This is a genomic window from Streptomyces sp. 147326 (assembly GCF_045000215.1).
In the GTDB taxonomy this organism is placed as follows: Bacteria; Actinomycetota; Actinomycetes; order Streptomycetales; family Streptomycetaceae; genus Streptomyces.
This window is the reverse complement of record NZ_CP134201.1, coordinates 3,301,846-3,324,168: the sequence shown is the minus strand read 5'-3', so window position 1 is coordinate 3,324,168 and position 22,323 is coordinate 3,301,846. Positions and strand designations below refer to the sequence as shown.

Sequence of the window (22,323 nt, the reverse complement as noted above, 5' to 3'; positions counted from 1 at the left end):
GCACATGCTGCTCGAAGTCCGCGACCTGCACGTGGAATTCAAGACGCGCGACGGAGTCGCGAAGGCGGTCAACGGTGTCGACTACTCGGTGGACGAGGGCGAGACGCTCGCCGTGCTCGGCGAGTCGGGCTCGGGCAAATCGGTGACCGCCCAGGCCGTGATGGGGATCCTCGACATGCCGCCGGGCCGGATCGCGGGCGGCGAGATCCTCTTCAAGGGCAAGGACCTCCTCAAGATGAAGGAGGAGGAGCGGCGCAGGATCCGCGGCGCCGACATGGCGATGATCTTCCAGGACGCGCTCTCGTCCCTGAACCCGGTCCTGAGCGTGGGCAAGCAGCTCGGCGAGATGTACGAGGTCCACCGCGGGATGTCCCGCAAGGACGCCAAGGCCAAGGCCGTCGAGCTGATGGACCGGGTGAAGATCCCGGCGGCGAAGCAGCGGGTGGGGGACTTCCCGCACCAGTTCTCGGGCGGCATGCGCCAGCGCATCATGATCGCCATGGCGCTGGCCCTGGAGCCCTCGCTGATCATCGCGGACGAGCCGACGACGGCCCTGGACGTGACCGTCCAGGCCCAGGTGATGGACCTGCTGGCCGAGCTGCAGCGCGAGCTCAACATGGGCCTCATCCTGATCACCCACGACCTGGGCGTGGTCGCCGACGTGGCCGACAAGATCGCTGTCATGTACGCGGGCCGGATCGTCGAGGCGGCCCCCGTCCACGAGATCTACAAGGCGCCCGCCCACCCGTACACGCGCGGACTGCTGGATTCCATCCCGCGCCTGGACCAGAAGGGCCAGGAGCTGTACGCGATCAAGGGCCTGCCGCCGAACCTGCTGGCCATCCCGCCCGGCTGCGCCTTCAACCCGCGCTGTCCGATGGCCCAGGCCCTCTGCCGCGCCGAGGTCCCGCCGCTCGCGCAGGTGGCCGGGGAACGGACCAGCGCGTGCTTCTTCTGGAAGGAGTGCCTCCGTGGCTGAGTCCCTTCTGGAAGTGAAGGACCTGGTCAAGCACTACCCGCTGACCCAGGGGATCGTCTTCCGCAAACAGGTCGGCGCGGTCAAGGCCGTCGACGGGGTCTCCTTCGACCTGCGCGCCGGCGAGACGCTGGGCATCGTCGGCGAGTCCGGCTGCGGAAAGTCGACCGTGGCCAAGATGCTGGTCAACCTGGAGCGGCCGACGGCGGGTTCGATCCTCTACAAGGGCGAGGACCTCACCAAGCTGTCCGGCCGCGCCCTGAAGGCCGTGCGCCGCAACATCCAGATGGTGTTCCAGGATCCGTACACCTCGCTGAACCCGCGCATGACGGTCGGCGACATCATCGGCGAGCCCTACGAGATCCACCCGGAGGTGGCTCCCAAGGGCTCGCGCCGTCAGAAGGTCCAGGACCTCCTCGACGTGGTCGGCCTCAACCCGGAGTACATCAACCGCTACCCGCACCAGTTCTCCGGCGGCCAGCGCCAGCGCATCGGCATCGCCCGCGGCCTCGCGCTCCGGCCCGAGATCATCGTGGCCGACGAACCGGTCTCCGCGCTCGACGTCTCCGTGCAGGCACAGGTCATCAACCTCCTGGACCGTCTCCAGAACGACTTCAGCCTGTCCTACGTCTTCATCGCGCACGACCTGTCGATCGTGCGGCACATCTCCGACCGGGTCGGCGTCATGTACCTGGGCCGGATCGTGGAGATCGGCACCGACACCCAGATCTACGACCACCCCACCCACCCGTACACCCAGGCCCTGCTTTCGGCCGTTCCCGTGCCCGACCCGGAGGCGCGCGCCCACCGCGAGCGGATCATCCTCTCCGGCGACGTGCCGTCCCCGGCCGACCCGCCGTCGGGCTGTCCCTTCCGCACCCGGTGCTGGAAGGCCCAGCCCCGCTGCACGGCCGAGGTTCCGCTGCTGGCGGTCCCGGAGGTCTTCCCCTCGGGTCCGGCGGCCCACCCCTCGGCGTGCCATTTCGCGGCGGAGAAACAGGTGGTGCCGCCCCCGCCGCCGAAGGGCGCGGAGGACTAGCTCCCGCCCCGTCCGTCCTGTCCTGTCCGTGGGACGGACTCCCCGTTAACCGATCATTTCCGGCCACCCGCGGGGTGTGAGACGCGGGTGTGGACACCGCCCCGCAACGCGGTTTACACGGGGGCAACTTGACCGTTTCTGCCCCGAGATCTGGGGCATGCAGCCTGGGTGGCGTGCGGCCGTGCGGGTGCCGACAGCCGGCCGGGGAGGCGTACAGCCTCCCCGGCCGGCCTCCCCGTGACCCCGCCCGTGCGCGCCATGCGCCCCTCGTGCTGCCGGATTTCGATCGATGCGCTGGCACGGATAGTTATGATCCGTAGCGCACGGTGGGTATGACTCTCGCCGAGCGCGAATACGCGTACCGATGTCCGCTCGACGTGGAGGTGAAACGCCGTGGCACTCTCGATCTCCGCCGTGGTGCTGCTGGCGATCATCGTCTTCCTGCTGGTCCGGAGGGCCGGCCTGAAGGCGGGACACGCGGTCGTCTGCGTACTGCTCGGCTTCTACCTGGCGAGCTCCACCGTCGCGCCGACCCTCAGCCAGCTCACCTCGAACGTGGCGACCATGATCAGTGGCCTCAAGTTCTAGCCCTGGCCTCGTAGGCTAGGTCCATGAACGGTCTTCCCGCCCGTCGTCTGCTCCTCGTGCACGCGCACCCGGACGACGAGTCGATCAACAACGGCGTCACCATGGCCAAGTACGCGGCCGAGGGCGCCCACGTCGCGCTGGTGACCTGCACCCTCGGTGAGGAGGGCGAGGTCATCCCGCCCGCCCTCGCCCACCTGGCGGCCGACCGCGACGACACCCTGGGCGCCCACCGCGTCGGCGAGCTCGCCGCCGCCATGGCCGAACTGGGCGTCCACGACCACCGGTTCCTCGGCGGCCCCGGCCGCTTCCGGGACTCCGGGATGATGGGCGCCCCGCAGAACCAGCGCCGGGGGGCCTTCTGGTCGGCCGACGTGGACGAGGCGGCCGCGTACCTCGTGGAGGTGATCCGGGAGCTGCGCCCGCAGGTGCTCGTGACGTACGACCCGGACGGCGGCTACGGGCACCCGGACCACATCCAGGCCCACCGGGTCGCCATGCGCGCCGCCGAACTGGCCGCGGAGACCGCGTACCGGCGCGACCTCGGCGGTCCGCACGCGGTCGGGAAGATCTACTGGAACCGCGTCCCGCTCTCCGTGGTCGAGGAGGGCTTCGCCCGGCTGCGCGCCGCCGGAGCCGGGAACCCCTTCCCGGGACTGGGCTCGCCCGAGGACGTGCCGGGGGTCGTCGCCGACGAGCGGATCACCGCCGAGATCGGGGCCGAGGAGCCCTTCGTGGCGGCGAAGGCGGCCGCCATGCGGGCCCACGCCACCCAGATCGCCGTGGACGGGCCCTTCTTCGCCCTCTCCAACGACCTGGCGCAGCCGCTGTTCACGCGCGAGTACTACGAACTGGTCGAGGGCCGTCCCGGCGCCCCGGCGGGGACGCGCGAGCACGACCTCTTCGCGGGGGTGCAGGCGTGACCGGCTCCCTGACGGCGGGCCGGATCGCCGGCTGCCTGGGCCTGGTGGTCGCGGGCGCGCTGACCGGCGCGGCCGGCTGGCTGGTGGTGGACCTGTGGTTCCCCGGCGGCCTGCTGCTCGGCCTGCTGGCCCTCTTCGGTCTCTTCCTCGGGGGCCGGATCGCCCTCGGGACCGCCCTCGGGGTGGGCGGGGCCGCGGCGGGCTGGTTCCTCGCGTACGTGATGCTCAGCGTCCCGCGCCCCGAGGGGGACTTCCTCCTTAGTTCGTCCGGAATCGGTATGTACGTCTACCTATTGGGTGGAACGGTGCTCGCTGTGATGTGTGCCACGATGCGCGGCCCGCTGGACCGGCCGGTTTCGGCCGCGCGGTCTGCCAAGTGACGTGGTGTCGGACCTTGTAGGGAGGTCGGCGCAGGGGGCGCGCAGGGGCTCTCGGGGCGGTTCAGGGGGGTTTGGCGGGCGTGATGGGGAACCCCTGATTCCCGGCCGTCAGTTGCGCGCGGGCGGCGGCCAGTATGGTGGACGGGCCGCCGAGCTGCCCGCGCACGGTATGACGGGCGGCGGAGCCAACCGGGAGAACCTGCCTTGAGTCGTGAAACCGACAGTTCGTCCTCCGGGCCCAAGGGGCACGGCGGAGCCGCATACCCCTCGGGGACGCCGCCGTATGGAACCGGCCAGCACCCGTCCACGACTGTGCCGTCCGGACCTGGCGCGCCGACCGCTCCGGAGGAGAACCCTGTGACCTCGAAGCCGTCCACGCCCGAATCCGACGGGCCCAAGACCGAGACCACCCTGACGACCCGGATCCGGATCAACATCCCGGGTTCCCGGCCGATCCCGCCGGTGGTCGTGCGCAAGTCGATGGGCACCAGCTCCGGCCCGGCCGCCGGCGCGCCGGAGCAGGGGCCGCAGCCCACGCCCGAGCCGAGGCCCGAGCCGCCGCTCGCGCAGCGCCCCAAGCCCCAGCCGACGCGGATCGAGGCCGAGCGGGAGCCGGAGCCGACCCGCGCCCAGGGCCCGGCCGAAGCCGAGGAGCCGGCCGCCAGCAACTGGTTCGCCCCCCGCAAGCCGGCCGGCGCCGCGCCCGCCGCCCCGGCGCCCGCTGCCGCGCAGATGCCGCCGGCCGCGTCCGCCCCGCCGCCGCCCCCGCTCGCGCAGCGGCCCGTGCCCGGCGCCGCGCCCCGTCCGACGCCGCCTCCGCCCGTGCAGGGAGGCGGCTACGCGCCCCCGCCGCACACCCAGGCCCCGCCGGCGGCGCCGGACAGCGCCTACGCGCCGCCGCGCACCCCGCCGCCGCCCGTGGCGGAATACGGCACCGGTTACGCCCAGGCTCCGGCGCCCGCCCCCGCCGCCCCGATGGCCGGCGGCCCCGGCGTCGGGTCCACCCAGGGCTTCCCGGTGTACGGAAGTGACCAGGGCGACGGCGGCCCCGTCACCGAGGCCTTCCCGGTCTACGGCAACGGGCCCGGCGGCCCCACCGGACCCACCGGCGGTCCCGGCTTCGGCACCGGCCCGGTCGGCGGCCCCGGCGGCGGACCCCGCGCCGAGGAGGCGTCGAGCTGGCCCGGCCCCGAGCTGGACGCTCCGCTGCCCACCCCCGTACCGGCACCGGCCGCCCCGCGCCCCGTGCCCACGCCGCAGAAGGCCGGGGCCGCCAAGCCGGCCAAGCCCGCCAAGAAGGGCCGCTCCAAGCTGGTCCTGCTCGGCGGCGGCATCGTGGCCCTGATCGGCGTGGCCTACGGCGCAGGGCTGCTCCTGAACCACTCCGACGTCCCCAAGGGCACCACCGTCCTCGGCGTCGACATCAGCGGCAGCCGCGACGAGGCCGTGTCCAAGCTCCAGACGGCCTTCGGCACCCGCGCCACCACCCCGATCCAGCTCAGCGTCGGCGGCAAACAGGTCGAGCTGAAGCCCGACAAGGCCGGGCTCACCCTGGACAGCCAGACCACCGTCCGCAACGCGGCCGGCAGCGACTACAACCCCGTCACCGTCATCGGCTCCCTGCTCGGCAACGAGCGCGTCGCCGACCCCGTGATGCCGGTCGACGAGGAGAAGCTCCAGGTCGCGCTCCAGGAGCTGGCCGGCACGGCCGGCTCGGTCACCGAGGGCACGATCACCTTCGACACCGGCAAGGCCGTCGCCGTCCCCGGCAAGCCCGGAACCACCCTGGACGTGGACGCCTCCGCCGAGCTGGTCAACAAGGCCTTCCGCGACCAGGTCGCCACCGGCAAGGCGGCCGTGGCCGAACTGCCGACCACCACCAGGGAACCGGTCGTCAACCAGGCCGAACTGGACCGGGCGATGAAGGAGTTCGCGGAGCCCGCGATGTCCGCCATCGCCACGGTCAAGGCGGGGGGCAAGTCCCTCCCCTTCGGCTCCAAGTCCCTGCCGAAGTTCCTCAGCATGCAGGCCGTGGACGGCCGCCTCACCGAGAAGTTCGACCTGGAGGCGCTCAAGGCGGTCTACGGGAACACCTTCGACGGTGTCCTGATCACCCGCGGCACCGGCGCCAAGACGGCGGTCACCCCGCAGGACGTCGCCGGCGCCCTCGGCAAGGCCCTGCGTGGCAAGACCACGGCCGAGCGGACCGTCGTCATCGACACCGACGCGAGCTAGCCTCCGCCCCGCCACAGCAGACCAGTGCCCCCGCCCGGAACCCGGGCGGGGGCACTGTCACGTCCGCCGCATGACATCTGTCATCCGGCACGCACGACGCCCGCCACTGCCGCGCGGGACCCCGTACGGGCGAACCTCTTCCCATGACGACGACCGCCTTCCTGGTCAAGGACGCCCCGGCCGCGCAGCTGGCGGCGGCCGTGCGCAAGGTCCTCCTGGGGGAGCGCGTCATCGACCGCACGCTCGCGGCGGCGGCCCTGGCGGAGGGCGCGAACCCGCTGACCGACCGCGAACGGGAGGTCCTGCGGGAGGCGGAGACGGGCGCCACCAACGCGGAACTCGCGGCGCGGCTGCACCTGTCGGCGGGTACGGTCCGCAACTACCTGTCGACGGCGATCCGAAAACTGGCGGCGCGCAACCGCGCCGAAGCCGTGCGCGTGGCCCGCGAAAAGGGCTGGCTCTAGCCGCGCCGCCGTTTCCGGGGCTCCGCCCGGACCCCCTACGGCGCTCCGCGCCCGCGTCTCGAACGCCGGCGGGGCTGAAAACACCGAGCCGGGTCAGTTCAGCAGGGCGCGGGCGGAGACGGCCTCCGCGTGGATGCGGGCCGCCGCGTCGGGGTCGATGGCGGCGACGACGTCCGCGTACGCGTCCAGCGCCGCCGCCCCCTCCTGGAAGGAGCCCCGTTCCACCAGCAGCCGCGCCCGCTCGTACCGCAGCGCCGCCGGATGCGACGGCAGCAGCAGCGACAGTTCGAGCGCCCACAGGGCCACCCCGGACTGTTCCGGGCGGGTCGACGCCCACGCCCGGATGTTGCCCAGGATCCGCAGCACGATGTCCAGGGTGCCGGCCGGCGTGCGCGGCCCCGCCGCCAGCTCCGCGGGCCCGGCGCCCAAGGACGCGCCGCCCGCGAAGGGGTCCACGACCACGCCCTCCTCCGGGTCCCCGAAGCCCACCACGAAGTGCCCCGGCAGCCCCAGCCCGTACACCGGCGCCCCCGCCCGCCGGGCGACCTCCAGCCACACCACCGACAACAGGATCGGCAGGCCGCGCCGCCGCCGCAGGACCTCGTGCAGCAGCGAGGACGACAGCCGGCCGTAGTCCGCGGGGGTGCCGTGGAAGCCGAGCCGCCCGCCCAGCAGTTCCGTCACGGCCGACGCCCACGCCCGCGCGCCCCGCAGCCCGTACGGCAGCATCCCCGCGAGCCGGTCCAGCTCGATCTGCGCCCAGTCCATGGCGCGTTCGTCCAGGTCCGGGTCCGCCTCCGTCGCCAGCAGCAGGCACAGCAGTGCCAGATCGGGCCGCTCCGACCGGGCCTGCGCCGCGAACTCCTCCCGCCGGTCCGCCGGACTCACCCCGCCGCCCGGTAGTGGTGGTAGGTGTGGTGCGTCGCGAAGCCCAGCCCGTCGTACAGCGCCAGCGCCCCCGCGTTGTCCGTCTCGACCTGCAGCCACGCCGCCGACGCGCCCTCCTCCAGCGCCTTGCCGGCCAGGGCGGCCATCACGGCCGTCGCCAGGCCCTCCCGGCGCTGCACGGGATCGACCGTCACGGCCGAGAAGCCGGCCCAGCGCCCGTCCACCACGCACCGCCCGACCGCCCGGCCCCCGTCCAGCGACGCGAACCACACCGACGGGCCCTCCACCAGCAGCCGCCGGGCCACGTCGAGGTCGTCGACCTTCCCGTAGCGCCGGAGCCACTCCTCGTCCGGGACACGGGTCAGTCGTACGGATCCGGCGGCGGGCGCCGCCACGTCGGCCGCCGTCGCCAGCGCCCCGATCCGTACCTCCGCCGACACCTCGGACGCCCAGCCCCGCCGTTCCAGCTCCGCGCAGAGCAGCTCCTGCGTGCCGGCGGCTCCGGTCGCGGCCTGCACATAGGCCGGAAGCCCTCGTTCCGCGTACCAGGAGGTCACTCGCGCGAGTGCTTCGTCCAGTGGTATCCCCGGGTCGCCCACGGCCAGCACCGAATTGGCCCGCCGGGTGAATCCGGCGGCCGCCCGCAGCGTCCAGTCGCCCAGCAGCTCGCTCTCCAGCGGCTGCCAGGATCGAGCCGCGACCCGCGACAGCTCCTCGAAGGAGGCCGCCGGACCCCGCCGCCGCGCCGGCGCCGGAGGCACCGTCTTGCCCGCCACCAGGGAGGATTCCGCGATGCGGACGGACTGCCCGTTCTTCTTTGTGATCAGCAGCACACCCTGGGCCCAGGATGTGAGCACACCGACCGTGTCCGTGAACTCGGGTGATCCGCTCAGCCCGGCCTCCACCCGTCGTACAGAGACACGTTTACCCACGTCAGCCGGGGTGATTCGGACCTCCAGCAGTCCACCGGCATTGATTTCCACAGCTCTGTCCGCCCCTCCTGTTCGGATCGTGCCCGGGAACGGAGATACTAGGTGCGGGCATCGACGACGCCGCGCTCCCGCGCGATATGGAAAGCCCTACCGAGGAGGAACGAGAGCGTGACCTACGTCATCGCGGAGCCTTGTGTCGACGTCAAGGACAAGGCATGCATCGAAGAGTGCCCCGTCGACTGCATCTACGAGGGCCAGCGGTCCTTGTACATCCACCCGGACGAGTGCGTCGACTGTGGTGCGTGTGAGCCGGTCTGCCCGGTCGAGGCCATCTTCTACGAGGACGACACTCCGGAAGAGTGGAAGGACTACTACAAGGCGAACGTCGAGTTCTTCGACGAGCTCGGTTCGCCCGGTGGTGCCTCCAAGCTGGGCCTGATCGAGCGCGATCACCCCTTCGTCGCTGCGCTGCCTGCCGGTATCAACGGCGAGCACTGACCCTTTCCGGCAGACGCGCCCCTCGGTCCCGTACGGCCTCGTCGCCGCACGGGACCGAGGCGTTTGCGGACCAGCTACCAGCCAGTACCCAGAGAGAGCAGAGACCATCGTGGCCGCAGTATCCGACCGTCTTCCCGCCTTCCCCTGGGACAAGCTGGAGCCGTACAAGAAGACGGCGGCGGCCCACGCGGACGGCATCGTCGACCTGTCCGTCGGCACGCCCGTGGACCCGGTCCCGCCGCTGATCCAGCGCGCCCTGATCGGGGCCGCCGACTCCCCGGGCTACCCGACGGTGTGGGGCACGGCCGCCCTGCGCGACGCGATCACGGGCTGGGTGCGCGGGCGCCTCGGCGCGAGCGCCGCCGAGCACCGCAACGTCCTGCCGGTCGTCGGCTCCAAGGAACTGGTGGCCTGGCTGCCGACCCAGCTGGGCCTCGGGGCCGGCGACAAGGTCGCCTACCCGCGGCTCGCCTACCCGACCTACGAGGTCGGCGCGCGGCTGTGCGGCGCCGAGGCCGTCGTCTACGACGACCCCACCGAGCTCGATCCCGCCGGTGTGAAGCTGCTGTGGCTCAACTCCCCGTCCAACCCCACCGGAAAGGTCCTCCCCAGGGAGGAGCTGATCCGGATCGTGGCCTGGGCGCGCGAGCACGGGATCCTGCTCTTCAGCGACGAGTGCTACCTGGAGCTCGGCTGGGAGGCCGAGCCCGTCTCCGTCCTGCACGACGAGGTGTGCGGCGGCTCGTACGAGGGGATCGTCGCCGTCCACTCCCTCTCCAAGCGCTCCAACCTGGCCGGTTACCGGGCGGCCTTCATCGCCGGTGACGCGGACGTGCTCGGCGAGCTCCTGGAGATCCGCAAGCACGGCGGCATGATGACCCCGGCACCGGTGCAGGCGGCCACGGTGGCGGCGCTCGGCGACGACCGGCACGTCGAGGAGCAGCGCGAGCGCTACGCGGCCCGCCGCGCGGCACTGCGTGCGGCACTGGAGGCGCACGGCTTCCGGGTCGAGCACAGCGAGGCGAGCCTCTACCTGTGGGTGACCCGGGACGAGCCCTGCTGGGAGACGGTCGCCCACCTCGCGGACCTGGGCATCCTGGTGGCGCCGGGCGACTTCTACGGCGAGGCGGGCGCGCGGTTCGTACGCGTCGCCTTCACCGCCACCGACGAGCGCGTCGAGGCGGCGGTCAAGCGCCTCGGCTGAGCGCCGGGCGGGGCCGGGAACGGCCCGAGGGGGCCGGGAGTGCGAACTCCCGGCCCCCTCGGTGTTTTCCGCGGGCGTCAGCCGCCCAGCGGTGCGCCGGGCAGTCCCGCCGGCAGGACACTGCCCACGGGCAGCTCGGACACCGGCAGTTCGGACACCGGCAGTTCGGACACCGGCAGCTGGGACACGGGGAGCTCGGACACGGGCAGCTCCTTCGTCGTGGGCAGTCCGCCGAGCAGACCCCCCGCCTTGCCGGCCACGTCGGCGGCCGGGGCCGGCAGGGTCTCGGCGGTGGAGCCCACGGCGTCGGTGGCCGCGCCCGTGGTCGCGTCGGTGGCGGCTTCGGGCGCGTCCTGCGCGGTGAGTGCGCCCAGCTGCGGCACGGACTCCAGACCGGCGGCGCTGGCCGCGCCGGCCGCACCGACCACGGGCGCTGCCCCGGCTGCGAGGAGCAGCGCGGCACGGGCGATCCGACGGGTCAGGGGGAGAGACATGTTGCTCCTAAGCGGTAGCGGCTGAGTACGCCGTGACTAACCGCTCGCGGGGCGGGTGGGGTTGCGGTGCCGGACGGTAAAGGATCGGTAACGCATCGTTTAATCGGCTTCCGCGACAAGCGCATCGGATGCGGGCCGACCAGGGCTTCCGTGCTTCCCGCGGGCCTTGGCCCACTGAATGGATCACCCTCGCAGGGGTGATCGCTCGCACGTGCGCCCGGATGTCCGTCCCCGGCGTGTCGCGCAGGGGCCCGCCGGATGACCGGCGCCGGTCATCCGGCACGCCGTGGAGGTCAGCGGGCCATGAAGATCCGTACCTCGCCCGGGTTCGCGTTGCGGGGATCCCCGTCGCCGTCCTTGGCCCCCGTGCCACCCTTGTGCTGCCACTGCCCCCGGGCCTGGCCCGCGATCCAGGCGCGCAGGCCGTAGGACACCCGGGAGATGCCCAGTTCCTTCGAGTTGGCCACCGCCCAGTAGGCCATCGCCCGGCTGCGGCGCGTGGCGGCCTCACCGCCGTTCGCCTTCTCCACCAGGGTGACCTCGGCCTCCGGGCCGCCCTTGCCCCCGCCGCTGTTCCGGCCGGCCTGGCCCGCCTGGCCGGTCTGCGGGGCAAGGGTGTGCAGGCCCTCCTTGCCGAAGATCCGGGTCATTTCGTTCCGTACCTTCTCCGGGTCGCCCGGCCCGGTGGGTGCGGGGCCGCCGCAGTCCAGGGTGCCGTCGCCGCCGAAGGCCGCCGTCAGCACGGTCGCGTCCGGCTCGTGCTTCGCGTACGCCTGCGGGAACCCGCTGCGCTGCACCTTCTGCGCGGCCACCGTGAGCGGCAGCCGCGAGTACCCCGGCACGTCGACGAGGTGGTCGTAGAAGATGCCGGCCGAGTAGACCGGGTCCGTGATCTGCTCCGGGGTGCCCCAGCCCATCGAGGGCCGCTGCTGGAAGAGACCCAGCGAGTCCCGGTCGCCGTGGTCGAGGTTGCGCAGCGCGGACTCCTGCATGGCCGTCGCCAGCGCGATGGTCACCGCCCGGTCGGGCAGGCCCTTCGCGACGCCGACGGCGGCTATCGTCGCCGCGTTCGCCGCCTGCTCCGGGGACATTTCGTACGATTCAGAGGTTCCGTCGTGGTTGCCCGCGTTCACGCTGGCCACGCAGAACGGGGCGCCGCCACCGCCGTTCGAGGCGCGCTGCACGGCGAAGTAGCCGATCACCGCGAGGAGAACGAGCAGACCGACGGCCGCGCGCAGCGGCCGGCGGCGGCGAGGACGGGAATCACGGTTCTCGGACACGCGGCCCACCGTACTTGAGGCATATGACGCGTCCACCGGCCGGACGGCGAGGCCCCGCCCCAGTCCGGGGCGTTAGGGTCATTCCATGTCCGAATCCGAGCTGGACCTCACCCTGGACGCCGCCGAGCTGACCGCCCGGCTCGTCGACATTCCGTCCGTGAGCGGCGACGAGAAGGTACTCGCCGACCTCGTGGAAGACGCGCTGCGCGGCCTGCCCCACCTCACCGTGGACCGCTTCGGCAACAACGTCGTCGCCCGCACGCACCTCGGCCGCGCCGAGCGCGTCGTGCTCGCCGGCCACCTCGACACCGTGCCGATCGCCGACAACGTCCCGTCCCGCCTCGACGAGAACGACGTCCTGTGGGGCTGCGGCACCACCGACATGAAGTCCGGTGTCGCCGTGCAGCTGCGCATCGCCGCGACCGTGCCCGAACCCAACCGGGACCTCACCTTCGTCTTCTACGACCAGGAGGAGGTCGCCGCCGACCTCAACGGCCTGGGCAAGGTCGCCGAGGCCCACCCCGACTGGCTGACGGGCGACTTCGCGGTGCTGCTGGAGCCCTCCGACGCCGAGGTCGAGGGCGGCTGCCAGGGCACCCTGCGCGTCCTGCTGCGCACCGCCGGCGAGCGCGCGCACTCGGCCCGCAGCTGGATGGGCTCCAACGCCATCCACTCGGCGGGCCCGATCCTGGCCCGCCTCGCGTCGTACGAGCCGCGCAAGCCGGTCATCGACGGCCTGGAGTACCACGAGGGCCTCAACGCGGTGCGCATCGAGGGCGGCGTCGCCAACAACGTCATCCCCGACGCGTGCACGGTGACGGTCAACTTCCGCTACGCCCCCGACCGCAGCGAGGCCGACGCGCTCGCGCACGTACGGGAGGTGTTCGCCGACTGCGACATCGCCGAGTTCGTCGTCGACGACTCCTCCGGCGGCGCCCTCCCCGGCCTCTCCCACCCGGCGGCCGCGGCTTTCATGGAGGCCGTGGGCGGCCGCGCCATGCCGAAGTTCGGCTGGACGGACGTCTCCCGCTTCAGCGCGCTGGGCGTCCCGGCCGTCAACTACGGCCCGGGCGACGCCCTGCTGGCCCACAAGGTCGACGAGCGGGTCGAGACGAAGGCCATCCTGCACTGCGAGGAACGACTCCGCGCCTGGCTGACCTCCTGAATTCCGCTTCTCGTCACCTTTGTGCGCCTACCCTGATCCAACGATCAGCAGGAGGGAGCACATCATGGGCAACCCCGAAGGTACCGCTCGTCGTCGGCCCGAGGAGCAGCAGCTCGGGCCGGTGCTGAGGAGGCGGAGCCAGATCAAGGCGGGCAGTACGACGGACCAGCGGCTGCTGGACTCCGCCGGGCCCTCCGAGTGGGTGCACACCGATCCCTGGCGGGTCCTGCGCATCCAGTCGGAGTTCATCGAGGGCTTCGGCACGCTCGCCGAGCTGCCGCCCGCGATCAGCGTGTTCGGGTCGGCCCGCACCGCGGCGGGCACGCCCGAGTACGAGGCGGGCGTACGGATCGGCGGCGCGCTGGTGGACGCCGGCTTCGCGGTGATCACCGGCGGCGGTCCGGGAGCGATGGAGGCGGCCAACAAGGGCGCCCGCGAGGCCAACGGCATCTCGGTCGGCCTCGGCATCGAGCTGCCGTTCGAGCAGGGGCTCAACCAGCACGTCGATCTCGGGCTGAACTTCCGGTACTTCTTCGTCCGCAAGACGATGTTCGTGAAGTACAGCCAGGGCTTCGTCGTCCTGCCGGGCGGCCTGGGCACGCTGGACGAGCTGTTCGAGGCGCTGACCCTGGTCCAGACCCAGAAGATCACCCGCTTCCCGATCGTGCTGTTCGGCACGGAGTACTGGAACGGCCTGATCGACTGGCTGCGGGGCACGGTGATCGCCCAGGGCAAGGCCTCGGAGAAGGACCTCTACCTGTTCCACGTCACGGACGACGTGGACGAGGCGATCGCGCTGGTGACGAAGGAAGTCGGCAAGTAGCCCCCGCCGGCCCGGGCCCGGCCGACGGCGCCCGGCCCGGGCCGCTCACCCCTCCCGTTCCCGGGTCACGGATGTTCAGGCCAGGCCGCGGCGGGCGACGGCCGGCGGGCGGTGGCCCTGGATGGAGCGGACCATGTCCAGGATCTGCTTGGTCTCCGCGACCTCGTGGACGCGGTAGACCTGCGCGCCCAGCCAGGCGGACACGGCCGTCGTGGCCAGGGTGCCCAGCAGGCGCTCCTTGACCGGCTTGTCGAGGGTCTCGCCGACGAAGTCCTTGTTGGACAGGGAGACCAGGACGGGCCAGCCCGTCGCCGTCATCTCCTCCAGCCGGCGCGTGGCCTCCAGCGAGTGGCGGGTGCTCTTCCCGAAGTCGTGGCCCGGGTCGATCATGATCGCGTCGCGGCGGACGCCGAGTGCGGCGGCGCGTTCGGCGAGGCCGACCGTGACCCGCAGGATGTCCTCCATCACGTCCTCGTACGCGACCCGGTGCGGCCGGGTGCGCGGCTCGACCCCGCCCGCGTGCGTGCAGACCAGGCCGACGTCGTAGCGCGCCGCGACCTCCGCCAGCTTGGGGTCCACCCCGCCCCACGCGTCGTTCAGCAGGTCCGCCCCGGCCTCGCACACGGCCTCGCCGACCTCGTGCCGCCAGGTGTCCACACTGATCACCACGTCCGGGAAGCGGCGCCGGACCTCGGCCACGAAGCCGACCGTGCGCCGGGCCTCCTCGGCCGCGTCCACGTGCTCGCCGGGGCCCGCCTTGACCCCGCCGATGTCGATGATCGCGGCGCCCTCGGCGACCGCCTGCTCGACGCGGTCCAGCGCCGGCTCGTCGCGGAACGTCGCGCCCTGGTCGTAGAAGGAGTCCGGAGTCCGGTTCACGATGGCCATGATCACCGGCTCGTGGGTGTCGAACTCGCGCCTGCCCAGTCGCAGCATCCTGCTCTTTCCTCCTTCGGCGGCCCTCGCGCCTCGCCTGCGACCTTAACCTGGTGGCCGGAGTCTCTCAGGGGAGTTGATCGTGTTCTTCTTCTTGATGATCGCGCTGGTCGTGGTCGTGGCGGCGGTCACCCTGGCCGTGATCGGGGGCGGCTCGGAGGCCGTCCTGCCGGAGGCGGAGCCGGACCGCGTGGCGGACGGGCTGCCGGAGAGCCGGCCCGTCGTACGCGCGGACATCGACGCGCTGCGGCTGCCCGTCGCGCCGCGCGGCTACCGGATGGCCGAGGTGGACGACGTACTGGAGCGGCTCGCGGCGGAACTGGCCGAGCGGGACGCACGGATCGCGCAGCTGACCGCCGCGGCGGCCGGGCCCGCCACCGCCCCGGCGGACGGGGCCGACCGCGTGGACCTCGGCAAGGGCGGCGAGCGGTGAGCGGCGTGCTGGCCGGAACGGACGGGCTGCTGCGCTGCCCCTGGGCGCTGTCCACGCCGGACTACGTCGCCTACCACGACACCGAGTGGGGCCGTGCGGTCCACGGCGACGACGCCCTCTACGAACGGCTGTGCCTGGAGGCCTTCCAGTCGGGGCTGTCCTGGCTGACGATCCTGCGGCGCCGTGAGGGCTTCCGCAAGGCCTTCTCCGACTTCGGGATCGAGGCGGTCGCCGCGTTCGACGAGCGGGACGCGGAGCGGCTGCTGGCCGACGAGGGGATCATCCGCAACCGGGCCAAGATCGAGGCGACCCTGGCCAACGCGAAGGTCCTCGCCGGGTGGGAGCCGGGCGAGCTGGACACCCTGATCTGGTCCCACGTCCCGGAGGAGCCCGCACCCGCCCCGCGGACGGTCACCGAGGTCCCGGCCATCACCCCGGAGTCCACCGCCCTCGCCAAGGCCCTCAAGAAGGCCGGCATCCGCTTCGTCGGCCCCACGACGGCCTACGCGCTGATGCAGGCCTGCGGCCTCGTCAACGACCACCTGTCGGACTGCACCTCCCGCGCCCCCGCCTGATCCGGCGCGGGTCAGTCGGGGTCCGCGAGAGACGGGCTAGCGGCCGAGGTACTTCGGCGGCTGCTTCGCGAGGAAGGCCTGGACCGCGATGCCGTGGTCCTCGGAGGCCCCCGCACGGGTCTGGAGGACGTCCTCGCGGGCCAGGGACTCCGCGAGGGAGTGGGAGGCCCCGTACGCCAGGGACTCCTTCAGCGCGGCGTACGCGACCGTGGGGCCCGCGGCGAGGGTGCGGGCCACGGCCTCGGCCTCCGCGTGCAGGGAGTCCGAGGGCACCAGGCGGTTGACGATGCCGAGCTCGTACGCCTCCTGGGCCTTGACCGAACGCGGGAAGAGCAGCAGGTCCGAGGCGCGGGAGGCGCCGATCAGGCGGGGGAGGGTCCACGAGACCCCGGAGTCGGCGGTCAGCGCCACCCCGGCGAACGAGGTGTTGAAGGAGGCGGTGTCGGCGACCACCCGGAAGTCCGCCGCCAGCGCGAAGCCGAAGCCGGCCCCGGCCGCGACGCCGTTCACCCCGGCCACCACGGGCTTCGGCATCTCGGTGAGCGCCCTCACGATCGGGTTGTAGTGGTCGGCGACCGTGGTCATGGTCAGCGAGGAGCCCGTCTCGCGGTCCGAGGCGAGGTTCCCGACGTGCTCCTTGAGGTCCTGGCCCACGCAGAAGGCCCGGTCGCCGGCCGCGGTCAGCAGGACGGCCCGTACCGCCGTGTCCCCGGCCGCGGCCTGGACCGCGTCGCGCAGGGCGACCTTGGCCTCGGTGTTCATCGCGTTCATCGCGTCCGGACGGTTGATCGTGATGGTCGCGAGTCCGTCGGTCACTTCGTAGAGCACGCTGTCGGCCATGGCAGGGGGTCCCCCTTCGTCGCGGGCTTGGCTACCGGCCGGTACCGGCCGGTGCAAGGGCCAGCATGGCGGACCGGACGCGACGCGCACATGTGATGTGCGTCAAAGAAAGCCGATGCCGTTCCCGCGGTGCGGCGGCGAAGTATCGCAGGCGGGTCCCCGAAATGAGTGGTTTTGGTCAAGCGCGTTGCCCAAGCGTTCCCGGCCGATGTTGGTCATCGGGTCCTGACATGCGGGATAATGGCTGGGAAGCAATGTGTTCGATGCCGGGTATTAGGCGCCTGAATGGGGCCGTCGGCTGACGATGAGCTGGTTTCAGGAAGGGGAACGAGCATGGCGGCCATGAAGCCGCGGACGGGCGACGGCCCGCTCGAGGTCACCAAGGAGGGGCGGGGCATCGTCATGCGCGTACCGCTCGAGGGCGGCGGTCGGCTTGTCGTCGAGCTGACCCCCGATGAGGCGGACGCCCTGGGTGACGCCCTGAAGAAGGTCGTCGGCTGACCCCCCAAGGACGCTGACAGCACTTCCACCTTCTGCATTCTGCATTCTCTGCGCTGCCCCGACCGCGATCAGCGGCCGGGGCAGCGTTGTGTCGTGTTCGAGGACAGATCCCCTCCGGAGCCACGCCGTGACCTTCTCCCCGCCCGCGCCGCCCGCCTTCGCCGACTGCAGCCCCCGCCAGAAGGCCGCCCGGGTCCTCTCCGACGTCCTGGCGCCGGCGAACCTGGTGGTGGCCCTGCTCCTGCTGATCGGGTGGCACAGCACCACCTCGTGGACCGGGCTCGGCTGGGGCCTGCTCGGCGCCCTGTTCTGCGGCGTGGTCCCGATCGGCATCATCGTCCTCGGCGTCCGCCGCGGGGCGCTGACCGACCAGCACATCCGGGTGCGGCGCCAGCGGCTCGTCCCGATGGGCCTGAGCCTGCTCTCCGTGATCGCCGGGATCACCCTGCTGCACGTCCTCGGCGCGCCCCGGGACGTCTTCGCGCTCGTCGTCGCGATGCTCGTGGGGCTGGTCTCGTCCCTGCTGGTCACGGTCGGCTGGCAGATATCCGTCCACATGTCGGTGGCGGGCGGCACGGTGATGATCCTGGCGCTCGCCTTCGGCCCGCCGGCGCTCCCCGCGGCCCTGATCGCCGCCGCCGTGGGCTGGTCCCGCCTGGCGCTGAAGGCGCACACGACGGCTCAGCTCCTCGCGGGTACCGCCCTGGGCGGCACGGCCGCCCTCACCTTCGCGCTCCTGAGCTGACCGTACGAGGGGCCGGGCGCCCGGCGCCCGGCGCTCAGCGGCGGACGGCGCAGAGCAGTCCGTCGCCCACCGGGAGCAGCGCGGCCTCCAGGGCCGGGCTCTCCCGGACGCTGCGCAGCAGCTCGCGGACGCGGAGCACCTCCACCGGCTGGGCCGCGGAGTCGACCGTACGGCCGTCGGAGAAGACCCCCTCGAAGCACACCAGCCCGCCGGGGCGCAGCAGACGCAACGATTCAGCGAGGTAGTCGAGGGATTCGGTGGGGTCCCCGTCGCAGAAGACGAGGTCGTATCCGCCGTCGGCGAGCCGGGGCAGGACGTCGAGGGCGCGGCCGGGGATGAAGCGGGCGCGGTTGCCCGCGAAGCCGGCGGCGCGGAAGGCCTGGCGGGCGAAGGCCTGCCGGTCCGGCTCGGGATCCACCGTGGTCAGCACCCCGTCGGGGCGCATGCCGTGCAGGAGGTGGATGCCGGAGACGCCCGTTCCGGTGCCGATCTCGGCGACCGCCTTGGCGTCCGCGGTGGCGGCAAGCAGGCGCAGCGCGGCCCCGGTGCCGGGGGAGACGGAGCGCAGGCCCGCTTCCCTGGACCGGTCGCGGGCCCATCGCAGAGCGTCGTCCTCGGCGACAAACGCGTCGGCGAACGCCCAGCTCGTCTGCCGGTTGCCGGTAATGACCCTCTCCTGTCCCCATAGTTGGCGCAACGGTGACTGTATCCGCTGACGTCGGGAACCCGCAGATGGGACCGGGCGTTGTGAGGGGTGGAGGCGGGATGAGAAGGACGGTGCCGGGCAGATCGGCGGCCGGGACCGCTCCGGGGCCTAAGTCCCGCGTAAAGATACTGCAAAAACGCTTATCCGGAGCTGACAGAGGGGGTGGCTATGGTAGGGACTCCACTGGACACCACCAGAGCCGACAGGGGAGGTGCGGCTGCGCCTGTGGATCGTAGGGGCGTGCTGAGACGCCTCTTCTGGTCGGCGGGTGAGCCGAAATCCGTGACCTACATTGCTGACCGCTTCCACACCGCCGACGCCGCAACCACCGCGACCTTTGCCGCCGATGCGGGCTCCCAGGCGTGGACCCCTCCCTCGTGGGAGGAGATCGTCAGCACGCACAGCGCGCGGGTCTACCGCCTTGCCTACCGTCTGACGGGGAACCAGCACGATGCCGAGGACCTGACCCAAGAGGTCTTCGTCCGCGTCTTCCGCTCGCTCTCCACATACACGCCCGGCACGTTCGAGGGCTGGCTGCACCGCATCACGACGAACCTGTTCCTGGACATGGTCCGCCGCAAGCAGCGGATCCGCTTCGACGCGCTCGGCGACGACGCCGCCGAGCGGCTGCCGAGCCGCGAGCCGTCCCCGCAGCAGGTGCTGCACGACACCCACTTCGACGCGGACGTCCAGCAGGCGCTGGACACCCTCGCGCCCGAGTTCCGCGCGGCCGTGGTGCTGTGCGACATCGAGGGCCTGTCGTACGAGGAGATCGCCGCCACGCTCGGCGTGAAGCTCGGCACCGTGCGCAGCCGTATCCACCGGGGCCGTTCGCACCTGCGCAAGGCGCTCAAGCACCGGTCTCCCGAGGCCCGTGCCGAGCAGCGCGCCCTGGCGGGCGTGTCGATGGGCGCCCCCGGCGCCGGGGGAGAGGGCGGAGCCGAGTGAGCGAAGTCAGTCCGTCCCCTGCCGAACAGCACCTGGGCGACCGGCTTGCCGCCCTGGTGGACGGGGAGCTGAAGCACGACGCGCGGGAACGGGTCCTGGCCCACCTGGCGACGTGCGCCAAGTGCAAAGCCGAGGCCGACGCCCAGCGCCGCCTGAAGACCATGTTCGTCGAGAGCGCGCCGCCACCGCTGTCCGCGGGACTGCTGGCGCGGCTGCAGGGGCTGCCCGGCGGCGGCCCTGACGGCCCGTCCGGCCCCGCGGGTCCACCGGGCCCGGGCCCGACCGCGGCCGACCCCTTCGAGGCCTTCGCGTACGGGCTGCACGCGACCGCCCGGCCGCAGCAGCAGGGCTTCCGCATCCACGAGGTGGGCCGGCCGCGCCGCCGGTTCGCCTTCGTCGCCGCCGGAGCCGTGTCGCTGGCCGCGCTCGCGCTGGGCGGCGGACTGCCGCAGGAGGCCGCGGACCCCAACGTCCGGGGGGATTCCCCCGCGCCCGCCTCCAGGCCCGGCCCCGCGCTGCCCGTGGCCGACGCGGCGGTGCGTGAGCGCATGCCCACGCCCGCGGCCGTCCCGAGCCTCCTGTCCACCGCCGCGACCCCGCTGCCACCCGTGCACCCCGCCCCGCCGAGCCCGGCGCGTCCGGTCTCCCTGCTGCGCTGACCCCGGAGCTGGTTGAATCTGTGGCACATGCGCATAGGTACGCGGGGAGCGCCCATGGCCGACAGGCAGCAGACCGATCCGGCTCCACAGTGGTGGAGCCGGCCCGAGGGCACGGCTGACGGCCGCTCCGGAGGAGTGCCCGCCCCGCGGCCCGGAGCCGAGGACGGTGCCCCGGCCGTCCAGGACGCCGTCCCGGCATCCCCGGAGGGCGTCCCGCCATCACCGGACGCCGGCCCGGACGGGGCGGCGCCGGCCCGCGAGGTGCGGTACGACCCCTGGGGCGGGCAGCCGCTGCAGGTCGTGGACCGCGGCAGGGAACGGCGCGGCTTCCGGCTGTGGCAGGTGGCGGCCCTCAGCGCCGGAACCGCCCTGCTCGCCGGCGGGATCGGCGGCTACGTCGGCGTGCTCGCCGAGCGGCAGAGCGGCACGCGGCTGGAGCTCCCCCAGGCCGCCGTCGCCGACAAGGGCCGGGCGCCCGGGAGCGTGGCCGGGATCGCGGCCACCGCGCTGCCCGGAGTGGTGACCCTGCACGTGCGGGGCGAGAAGGGCAGCGGCACGGGCACCGGCTTCGTCCTCGACGAGCAGGGCCACATCCTGACCAACAACCACGTGGTCGCCGACTCCAAGGAGATAGCGGTCACCTTCAGCACCGGCGAGAGCGTCACCGCCGAGCTGGTCGGCCGCGACTCCGGGTACGACCTGGCCGTGGTCAAGGTCAGCGGCGTACGGGGCCTGCGGCCGCTGAGCCTGGGGAACTCCGAGAACGTGCAGGTCGGCGACCCGGTGGTGGCCATCGGCGCGCCCTTCGACCTCTCGAACACCGTCACCTCCGGCATCATCAGCGCCACCGGCCGGCCCGTCACCGCGGGCGGCGACAAGGGCGACGGCAGCGACATCAGCTACGTCGACGCCCTGCAGACCGACGCCCCCATCAACCCCGGGAACTCCGGCGGCCCCCTCCTCGACGCCAAGGCCCACGTGGTCGGCATCAACAGCGCGATCCGCGGAGCCGACAAGGACGACCCCACCCGCCAGGGCGGCTCCATCGGGCTCGGCTTCGCCATCCCCATCAACCAGGGCAAGCGCGTCGCCGAGGAGCTCATCCGCACCGGCCGCGCCACGCACCCCGTCATCGGGGTCACCCTCGACATGGACTACACGGGCGACGGAGCCCGGGTCGGGGACAAGGGCGAGGACGGCAAACCGTCCGTAGTCTCCGACGGGCCGGGCGCGCGCGCCGGGATCAAGGCCGGCGACGTGATCACCAAGGTGGACGGCCAGCGGGTCCGGGGCGGAGACGAGCTGATCATCAAGATCCGGGCGCACCGCCCGGGCGATCCGCTGACCCTCACCGTGCTGCGCGAGGGCCGGGAACGCACCCTCCAGGTGGTCCTCGGATCGGCGAACGGATCATGAGCGCGGGGTGACGTCCGGGTCACCTCCCGGACGAAGTCTGGGGGCGAAACGGCCACGGAGTGGTACGCAGGTATGGGTGTGAGGACAACGCCGGGTACCGTGTGTTCGGGCCCGAAGTGGTACAGAGCCGAGGAGCGGCAAGGTGTTCAACGACATAGGCGCACTCGAACTCGTCACCATCGTGGTGCTCGCCATTCTCGTTTTCGGCCCGGAAAAGCTGCCCAAGGTCATTCAGGACGTGACGGGCGTCATCCGGAAGATCCGCGCGTTCTCGGACAGCGCGAAGCAGGACATCCGCTCCGAACTCGGCCCGGAATTCAAGGACTTCGAGTTCGAGGACCTGAATCCGAAGACGTTCATCCGCAAGCAGCTGACCGAGAACGAGGACCTCAAGGAGATCCGCAGCAGCTTCGACCTCCGCAAGGAGCTGAACGACGTCACCGACGCCGTGAACAGCGACGAGGCCACCCCCGCCGCGGCCGCCCCGTCGGCCGCCGCCACGCCCATCGGCACCGGCCCGGATCTGCTGAAGAAGCCAGTCTCCCCGGCCCCGGAACAGCGCTCGCGCTTCGACGCCGACGCCACGTGACGCGCGGCCTGCCCGGCGATCCGCGGTCGGGTGGCTATCCTCCATCTGTTGTCCGGACCCAGGACGCCCGAGGGAGGGGGTCCCCCCAG

General features: G+C 72.5%; 25 protein-coding genes and 1 pseudogene. 19 read left to right on the top strand and 7 right to left on the bottom strand.

Features of this window, described 5'->3' with window-relative positions; all coding sequences use genetic code 11:
• The first annotated feature begins 4 nt into the window (after positions 1 to 4).
• From RIU97_RS14535 to RIU97_RS14505, 7 genes and pseudogenes are all read left to right on the top strand, one after another.
• Positions 5 to 979 carry an ABC transporter ATP-binding protein gene (locus tag RIU97_RS14535; RefSeq protein WP_404956848.1) on the top strand — a complete coding sequence of 325 codons (975 nt, stop codon included), beginning with the start codon at positions 5 to 7 and terminating at the stop codon, positions 977 to 979.
• Complete coding sequence (locus RIU97_RS14530; protein ID WP_404956846.1) at positions 972 to 2,015, top strand: ABC transporter ATP-binding protein; 1,044 nt, start codon at positions 972 to 974, stop codon at positions 2,013 to 2,015. The genes RIU97_RS14535 and RIU97_RS14530 overlap by 8 nt, the downstream gene beginning before the upstream one ends.
• A 393-nt stretch (positions 2,016 to 2,408) precedes the next feature.
• Positions 2,409 to 2,603 carry a hypothetical protein gene (locus RIU97_RS14525; RefSeq protein ID WP_361770372.1) on the top strand — a complete coding sequence of 65 codons (195 nt, stop codon included), beginning with the start codon at positions 2,409 to 2,411 and terminating at the stop codon, positions 2,601 to 2,603.
• 23 nt (positions 2,604 to 2,626) lie between these two features.
• The gene (mshB, locus tag RIU97_RS14520) at positions 2,627 to 3,523 is read left to right on the top strand and encodes an N-acetyl-1-D-myo-inositol-2-amino-2-deoxy-alpha-D-glucopyranoside deacetylase (RefSeq protein WP_404956843.1); all 897 of its coding nucleotides are present in this window, start codon (positions 2,627 to 2,629) and stop codon (positions 3,521 to 3,523) included.
• Positions 3,520 to 3,903: a DUF6113 family protein gene (locus RIU97_RS14515; RefSeq protein WP_361770378.1), complete on the top strand. Its 384-nt coding sequence runs from the start codon at positions 3,520 to 3,522 to the stop codon at positions 3,901 to 3,903. The genes mshB and RIU97_RS14515 overlap by 4 nt, the downstream gene beginning before the upstream one ends.
• Positions 3,904 to 4,260: 357 nt before the next feature.
• Positions 4,261 to 6,138, top strand: coding sequence for a hypothetical protein (locus RIU97_RS14510; RefSeq protein WP_404956841.1), 1,878 nt, complete (start codon positions 4,261 to 4,263; stop codon positions 6,136 to 6,138).
• Between the two features lie 155 nt (positions 6,139 to 6,293).
• Positions 6,294 to 6,602 (top strand): annotated as a pseudogene (locus RIU97_RS14505) (response regulator transcription factor); the annotation flags it as partial.
• A 93-nt stretch (positions 6,603 to 6,695) separates the two neighbouring features.
• On the opposite strand, the gene RIU97_RS14500 reads toward RIU97_RS14505, so the two are convergent.
• Positions 6,696 to 7,490, bottom strand: a complete 795-nt coding sequence (locus RIU97_RS14500) for a tetratricopeptide repeat protein (protein WP_404956839.1) — start codon at positions 7,488 to 7,490, stop codon at positions 6,696 to 6,698.
• A complete protein-coding gene (locus tag RIU97_RS14495; protein ID WP_404956837.1) occupies positions 7,487 to 8,473 on the bottom strand; it encodes a GNAT family N-acetyltransferase in 987 nt (328 codons plus the stop codon). The genes RIU97_RS14500 and RIU97_RS14495 overlap by 4 nt, the downstream gene beginning before the upstream one ends.
• Before the next feature lie 117 nt (positions 8,474 to 8,590).
• Between RIU97_RS14495 and fdxA the strand changes: the two genes are divergently transcribed.
• Both fdxA and dapC read left to right on the top strand, forming a co-directional pair.
• A complete protein-coding gene (fdxA, locus tag RIU97_RS14490; protein WP_030011906.1) occupies positions 8,591 to 8,920 on the top strand; it encodes a ferredoxin in 330 nt (109 codons plus the stop codon).
• 109 nt (positions 8,921 to 9,029) lie between these two features.
• The gene (gene dapC / locus RIU97_RS14485) at positions 9,030 to 10,124 is read left to right on the top strand and encodes a succinyldiaminopimelate transaminase (protein WP_404956834.1); all 1,095 of its coding nucleotides are present in this window, start codon (positions 9,030 to 9,032) and stop codon (positions 10,122 to 10,124) included.
• A 77-nt stretch (positions 10,125 to 10,201) separates the two neighbouring features.
• On the opposite strand, the gene RIU97_RS14480 is transcribed toward dapC, so the two are convergent.
• Entirely contained in the window at positions 10,202 to 10,618 is a 417-nt protein-coding gene (locus tag RIU97_RS14480; RefSeq protein ID WP_404956832.1) for an ATP-binding protein, read from the bottom strand.
• 293 nt (positions 10,619 to 10,911) lie between these two features.
• Positions 10,912 to 11,907, bottom strand: coding sequence for a hypothetical protein (locus tag RIU97_RS14475; protein WP_404956830.1), 996 nt, complete (start codon positions 11,905 to 11,907; stop codon positions 10,912 to 10,914).
• 76 nt (positions 11,908 to 11,983) lie between these two features.
• Here RIU97_RS14475 and dapE point away from each other — a divergent pair, with 76 nt between their 5' ends.
• Positions 11,984 to 13,063, top strand: coding sequence for a succinyl-diaminopimelate desuccinylase (gene dapE, locus RIU97_RS14470; RefSeq protein ID WP_404956828.1), 1,080 nt, complete (start codon positions 11,984 to 11,986; stop codon positions 13,061 to 13,063).
• Positions 13,064 to 13,127: 64 nt separating this feature from the next.
• Positions 13,128 to 13,886, top strand: a complete 759-nt coding sequence (locus RIU97_RS14465; RefSeq protein ID WP_404956826.1) for a TIGR00730 family Rossman fold protein — start codon at positions 13,128 to 13,130, stop codon at positions 13,884 to 13,886.
• Positions 13,887 to 13,961: 75 nt separating this feature from the next.
• On the opposite strand, the gene folP is transcribed toward RIU97_RS14465, so the two are convergent.
• Positions 13,962 to 14,822 carry a dihydropteroate synthase gene (gene folP / locus RIU97_RS14460; RefSeq protein WP_404956824.1) on the bottom strand — a complete coding sequence of 287 codons (861 nt, stop codon included), beginning with the start codon at positions 14,820 to 14,822 and terminating at the stop codon, positions 13,962 to 13,964.
• A 76-nt stretch (positions 14,823 to 14,898) separates the two neighbouring features.
• On the opposite strand from folP, the gene RIU97_RS14455 reads away from it, so the two are divergent.
• Both RIU97_RS14455 and RIU97_RS14450 read left to right on the top strand, forming a co-directional pair.
• Complete coding sequence (locus RIU97_RS14455) at positions 14,899 to 15,255, top strand: DivIVA domain-containing protein (RefSeq protein ID WP_404956822.1); 357 nt, start codon at positions 14,899 to 14,901, stop codon at positions 15,253 to 15,255.
• Positions 15,252 to 15,830, top strand: coding sequence for a DNA-3-methyladenine glycosylase I (locus RIU97_RS14450; RefSeq protein ID WP_404956820.1), 579 nt, complete (start codon positions 15,252 to 15,254; stop codon positions 15,828 to 15,830). Before RIU97_RS14455 ends, RIU97_RS14450 begins: the two co-directional genes overlap by 4 nt.
• A gap of 36 nt (positions 15,831 to 15,866) precedes the next feature.
• Here RIU97_RS14450 and RIU97_RS14445 read toward each other — a convergent pair whose 3' ends face one another.
• On the bottom strand, positions 15,867 to 16,670 hold the full coding sequence (locus RIU97_RS14445; RefSeq protein WP_404956818.1) for an enoyl-CoA hydratase/isomerase family protein: 804 nt from the start codon (positions 16,668 to 16,670) through the stop codon (positions 15,867 to 15,869).
• 333 nt (positions 16,671 to 17,003) lie between these two features.
• On the opposite strand from RIU97_RS14445, the gene RIU97_RS14440 reads away from it, so the two are divergent.
• Both RIU97_RS14440 and RIU97_RS14435 read left to right on the top strand, forming a co-directional pair.
• Positions 17,004 to 17,171 carry a DUF3117 domain-containing protein gene (locus RIU97_RS14440; protein ID WP_003966491.1) on the top strand — a complete coding sequence of 56 codons (168 nt, stop codon included), beginning with the start codon at positions 17,004 to 17,006 and terminating at the stop codon, positions 17,169 to 17,171.
• Between the two features lie 127 nt (positions 17,172 to 17,298).
• Positions 17,299 to 17,916: a hypothetical protein gene (locus tag RIU97_RS14435; RefSeq protein ID WP_404956816.1), complete on the top strand. Its 618-nt coding sequence runs from the start codon at positions 17,299 to 17,301 to the stop codon at positions 17,914 to 17,916.
• A 34-nt stretch (positions 17,917 to 17,950) separates the two neighbouring features.
• Here the strand turns inward: RIU97_RS14435 and RIU97_RS14430 are convergent, their stop codons facing one another.
• On the bottom strand, positions 17,951 to 18,613 hold the full coding sequence (locus RIU97_RS14430) for an O-methyltransferase (protein ID WP_030710037.1): 663 nt from the start codon (positions 18,611 to 18,613) through the stop codon (positions 17,951 to 17,953).
• A 177-nt stretch (positions 18,614 to 18,790) separates the two neighbouring features.
• On the opposite strand from RIU97_RS14430, the gene sigE reads away from it, so the two are divergent.
• The 4 genes from sigE to RIU97_RS14410 all read left to right on the top strand — a co-directional run bounded on the left by sigE (position 18,791) and on the right by RIU97_RS14410 (position 22,234).
• On the top strand, positions 18,791 to 19,570 hold the full coding sequence (sigE, locus tag RIU97_RS14425; RefSeq protein WP_404956813.1) for an RNA polymerase sigma factor SigE: 780 nt from the start codon (positions 18,791 to 18,793) through the stop codon (positions 19,568 to 19,570).
• Positions 19,567 to 20,229, top strand: a complete 663-nt coding sequence (locus tag RIU97_RS14420; protein WP_404956811.1) for a zf-HC2 domain-containing protein — start codon at positions 19,567 to 19,569, stop codon at positions 20,227 to 20,229. The genes sigE and RIU97_RS14420 overlap by 4 nt, the downstream gene beginning before the upstream one ends.
• A gap of 54 nt (positions 20,230 to 20,283) precedes the next feature.
• Positions 20,284 to 21,645: a S1C family serine protease gene (locus tag RIU97_RS14415; RefSeq protein ID WP_404956809.1), complete on the top strand. Its 1,362-nt coding sequence runs from the start codon at positions 20,284 to 20,286 to the stop codon at positions 21,643 to 21,645.
• A gap of 142 nt (positions 21,646 to 21,787) precedes the next feature.
• Positions 21,788 to 22,234 carry a sec-independent translocase gene (locus RIU97_RS14410; protein ID WP_404956807.1) on the top strand — a complete coding sequence of 149 codons (447 nt, stop codon included), beginning with the start codon at positions 21,788 to 21,790 and terminating at the stop codon, positions 22,232 to 22,234.
• Positions 22,235 to 22,323: the final 89 nt, after the last annotated feature.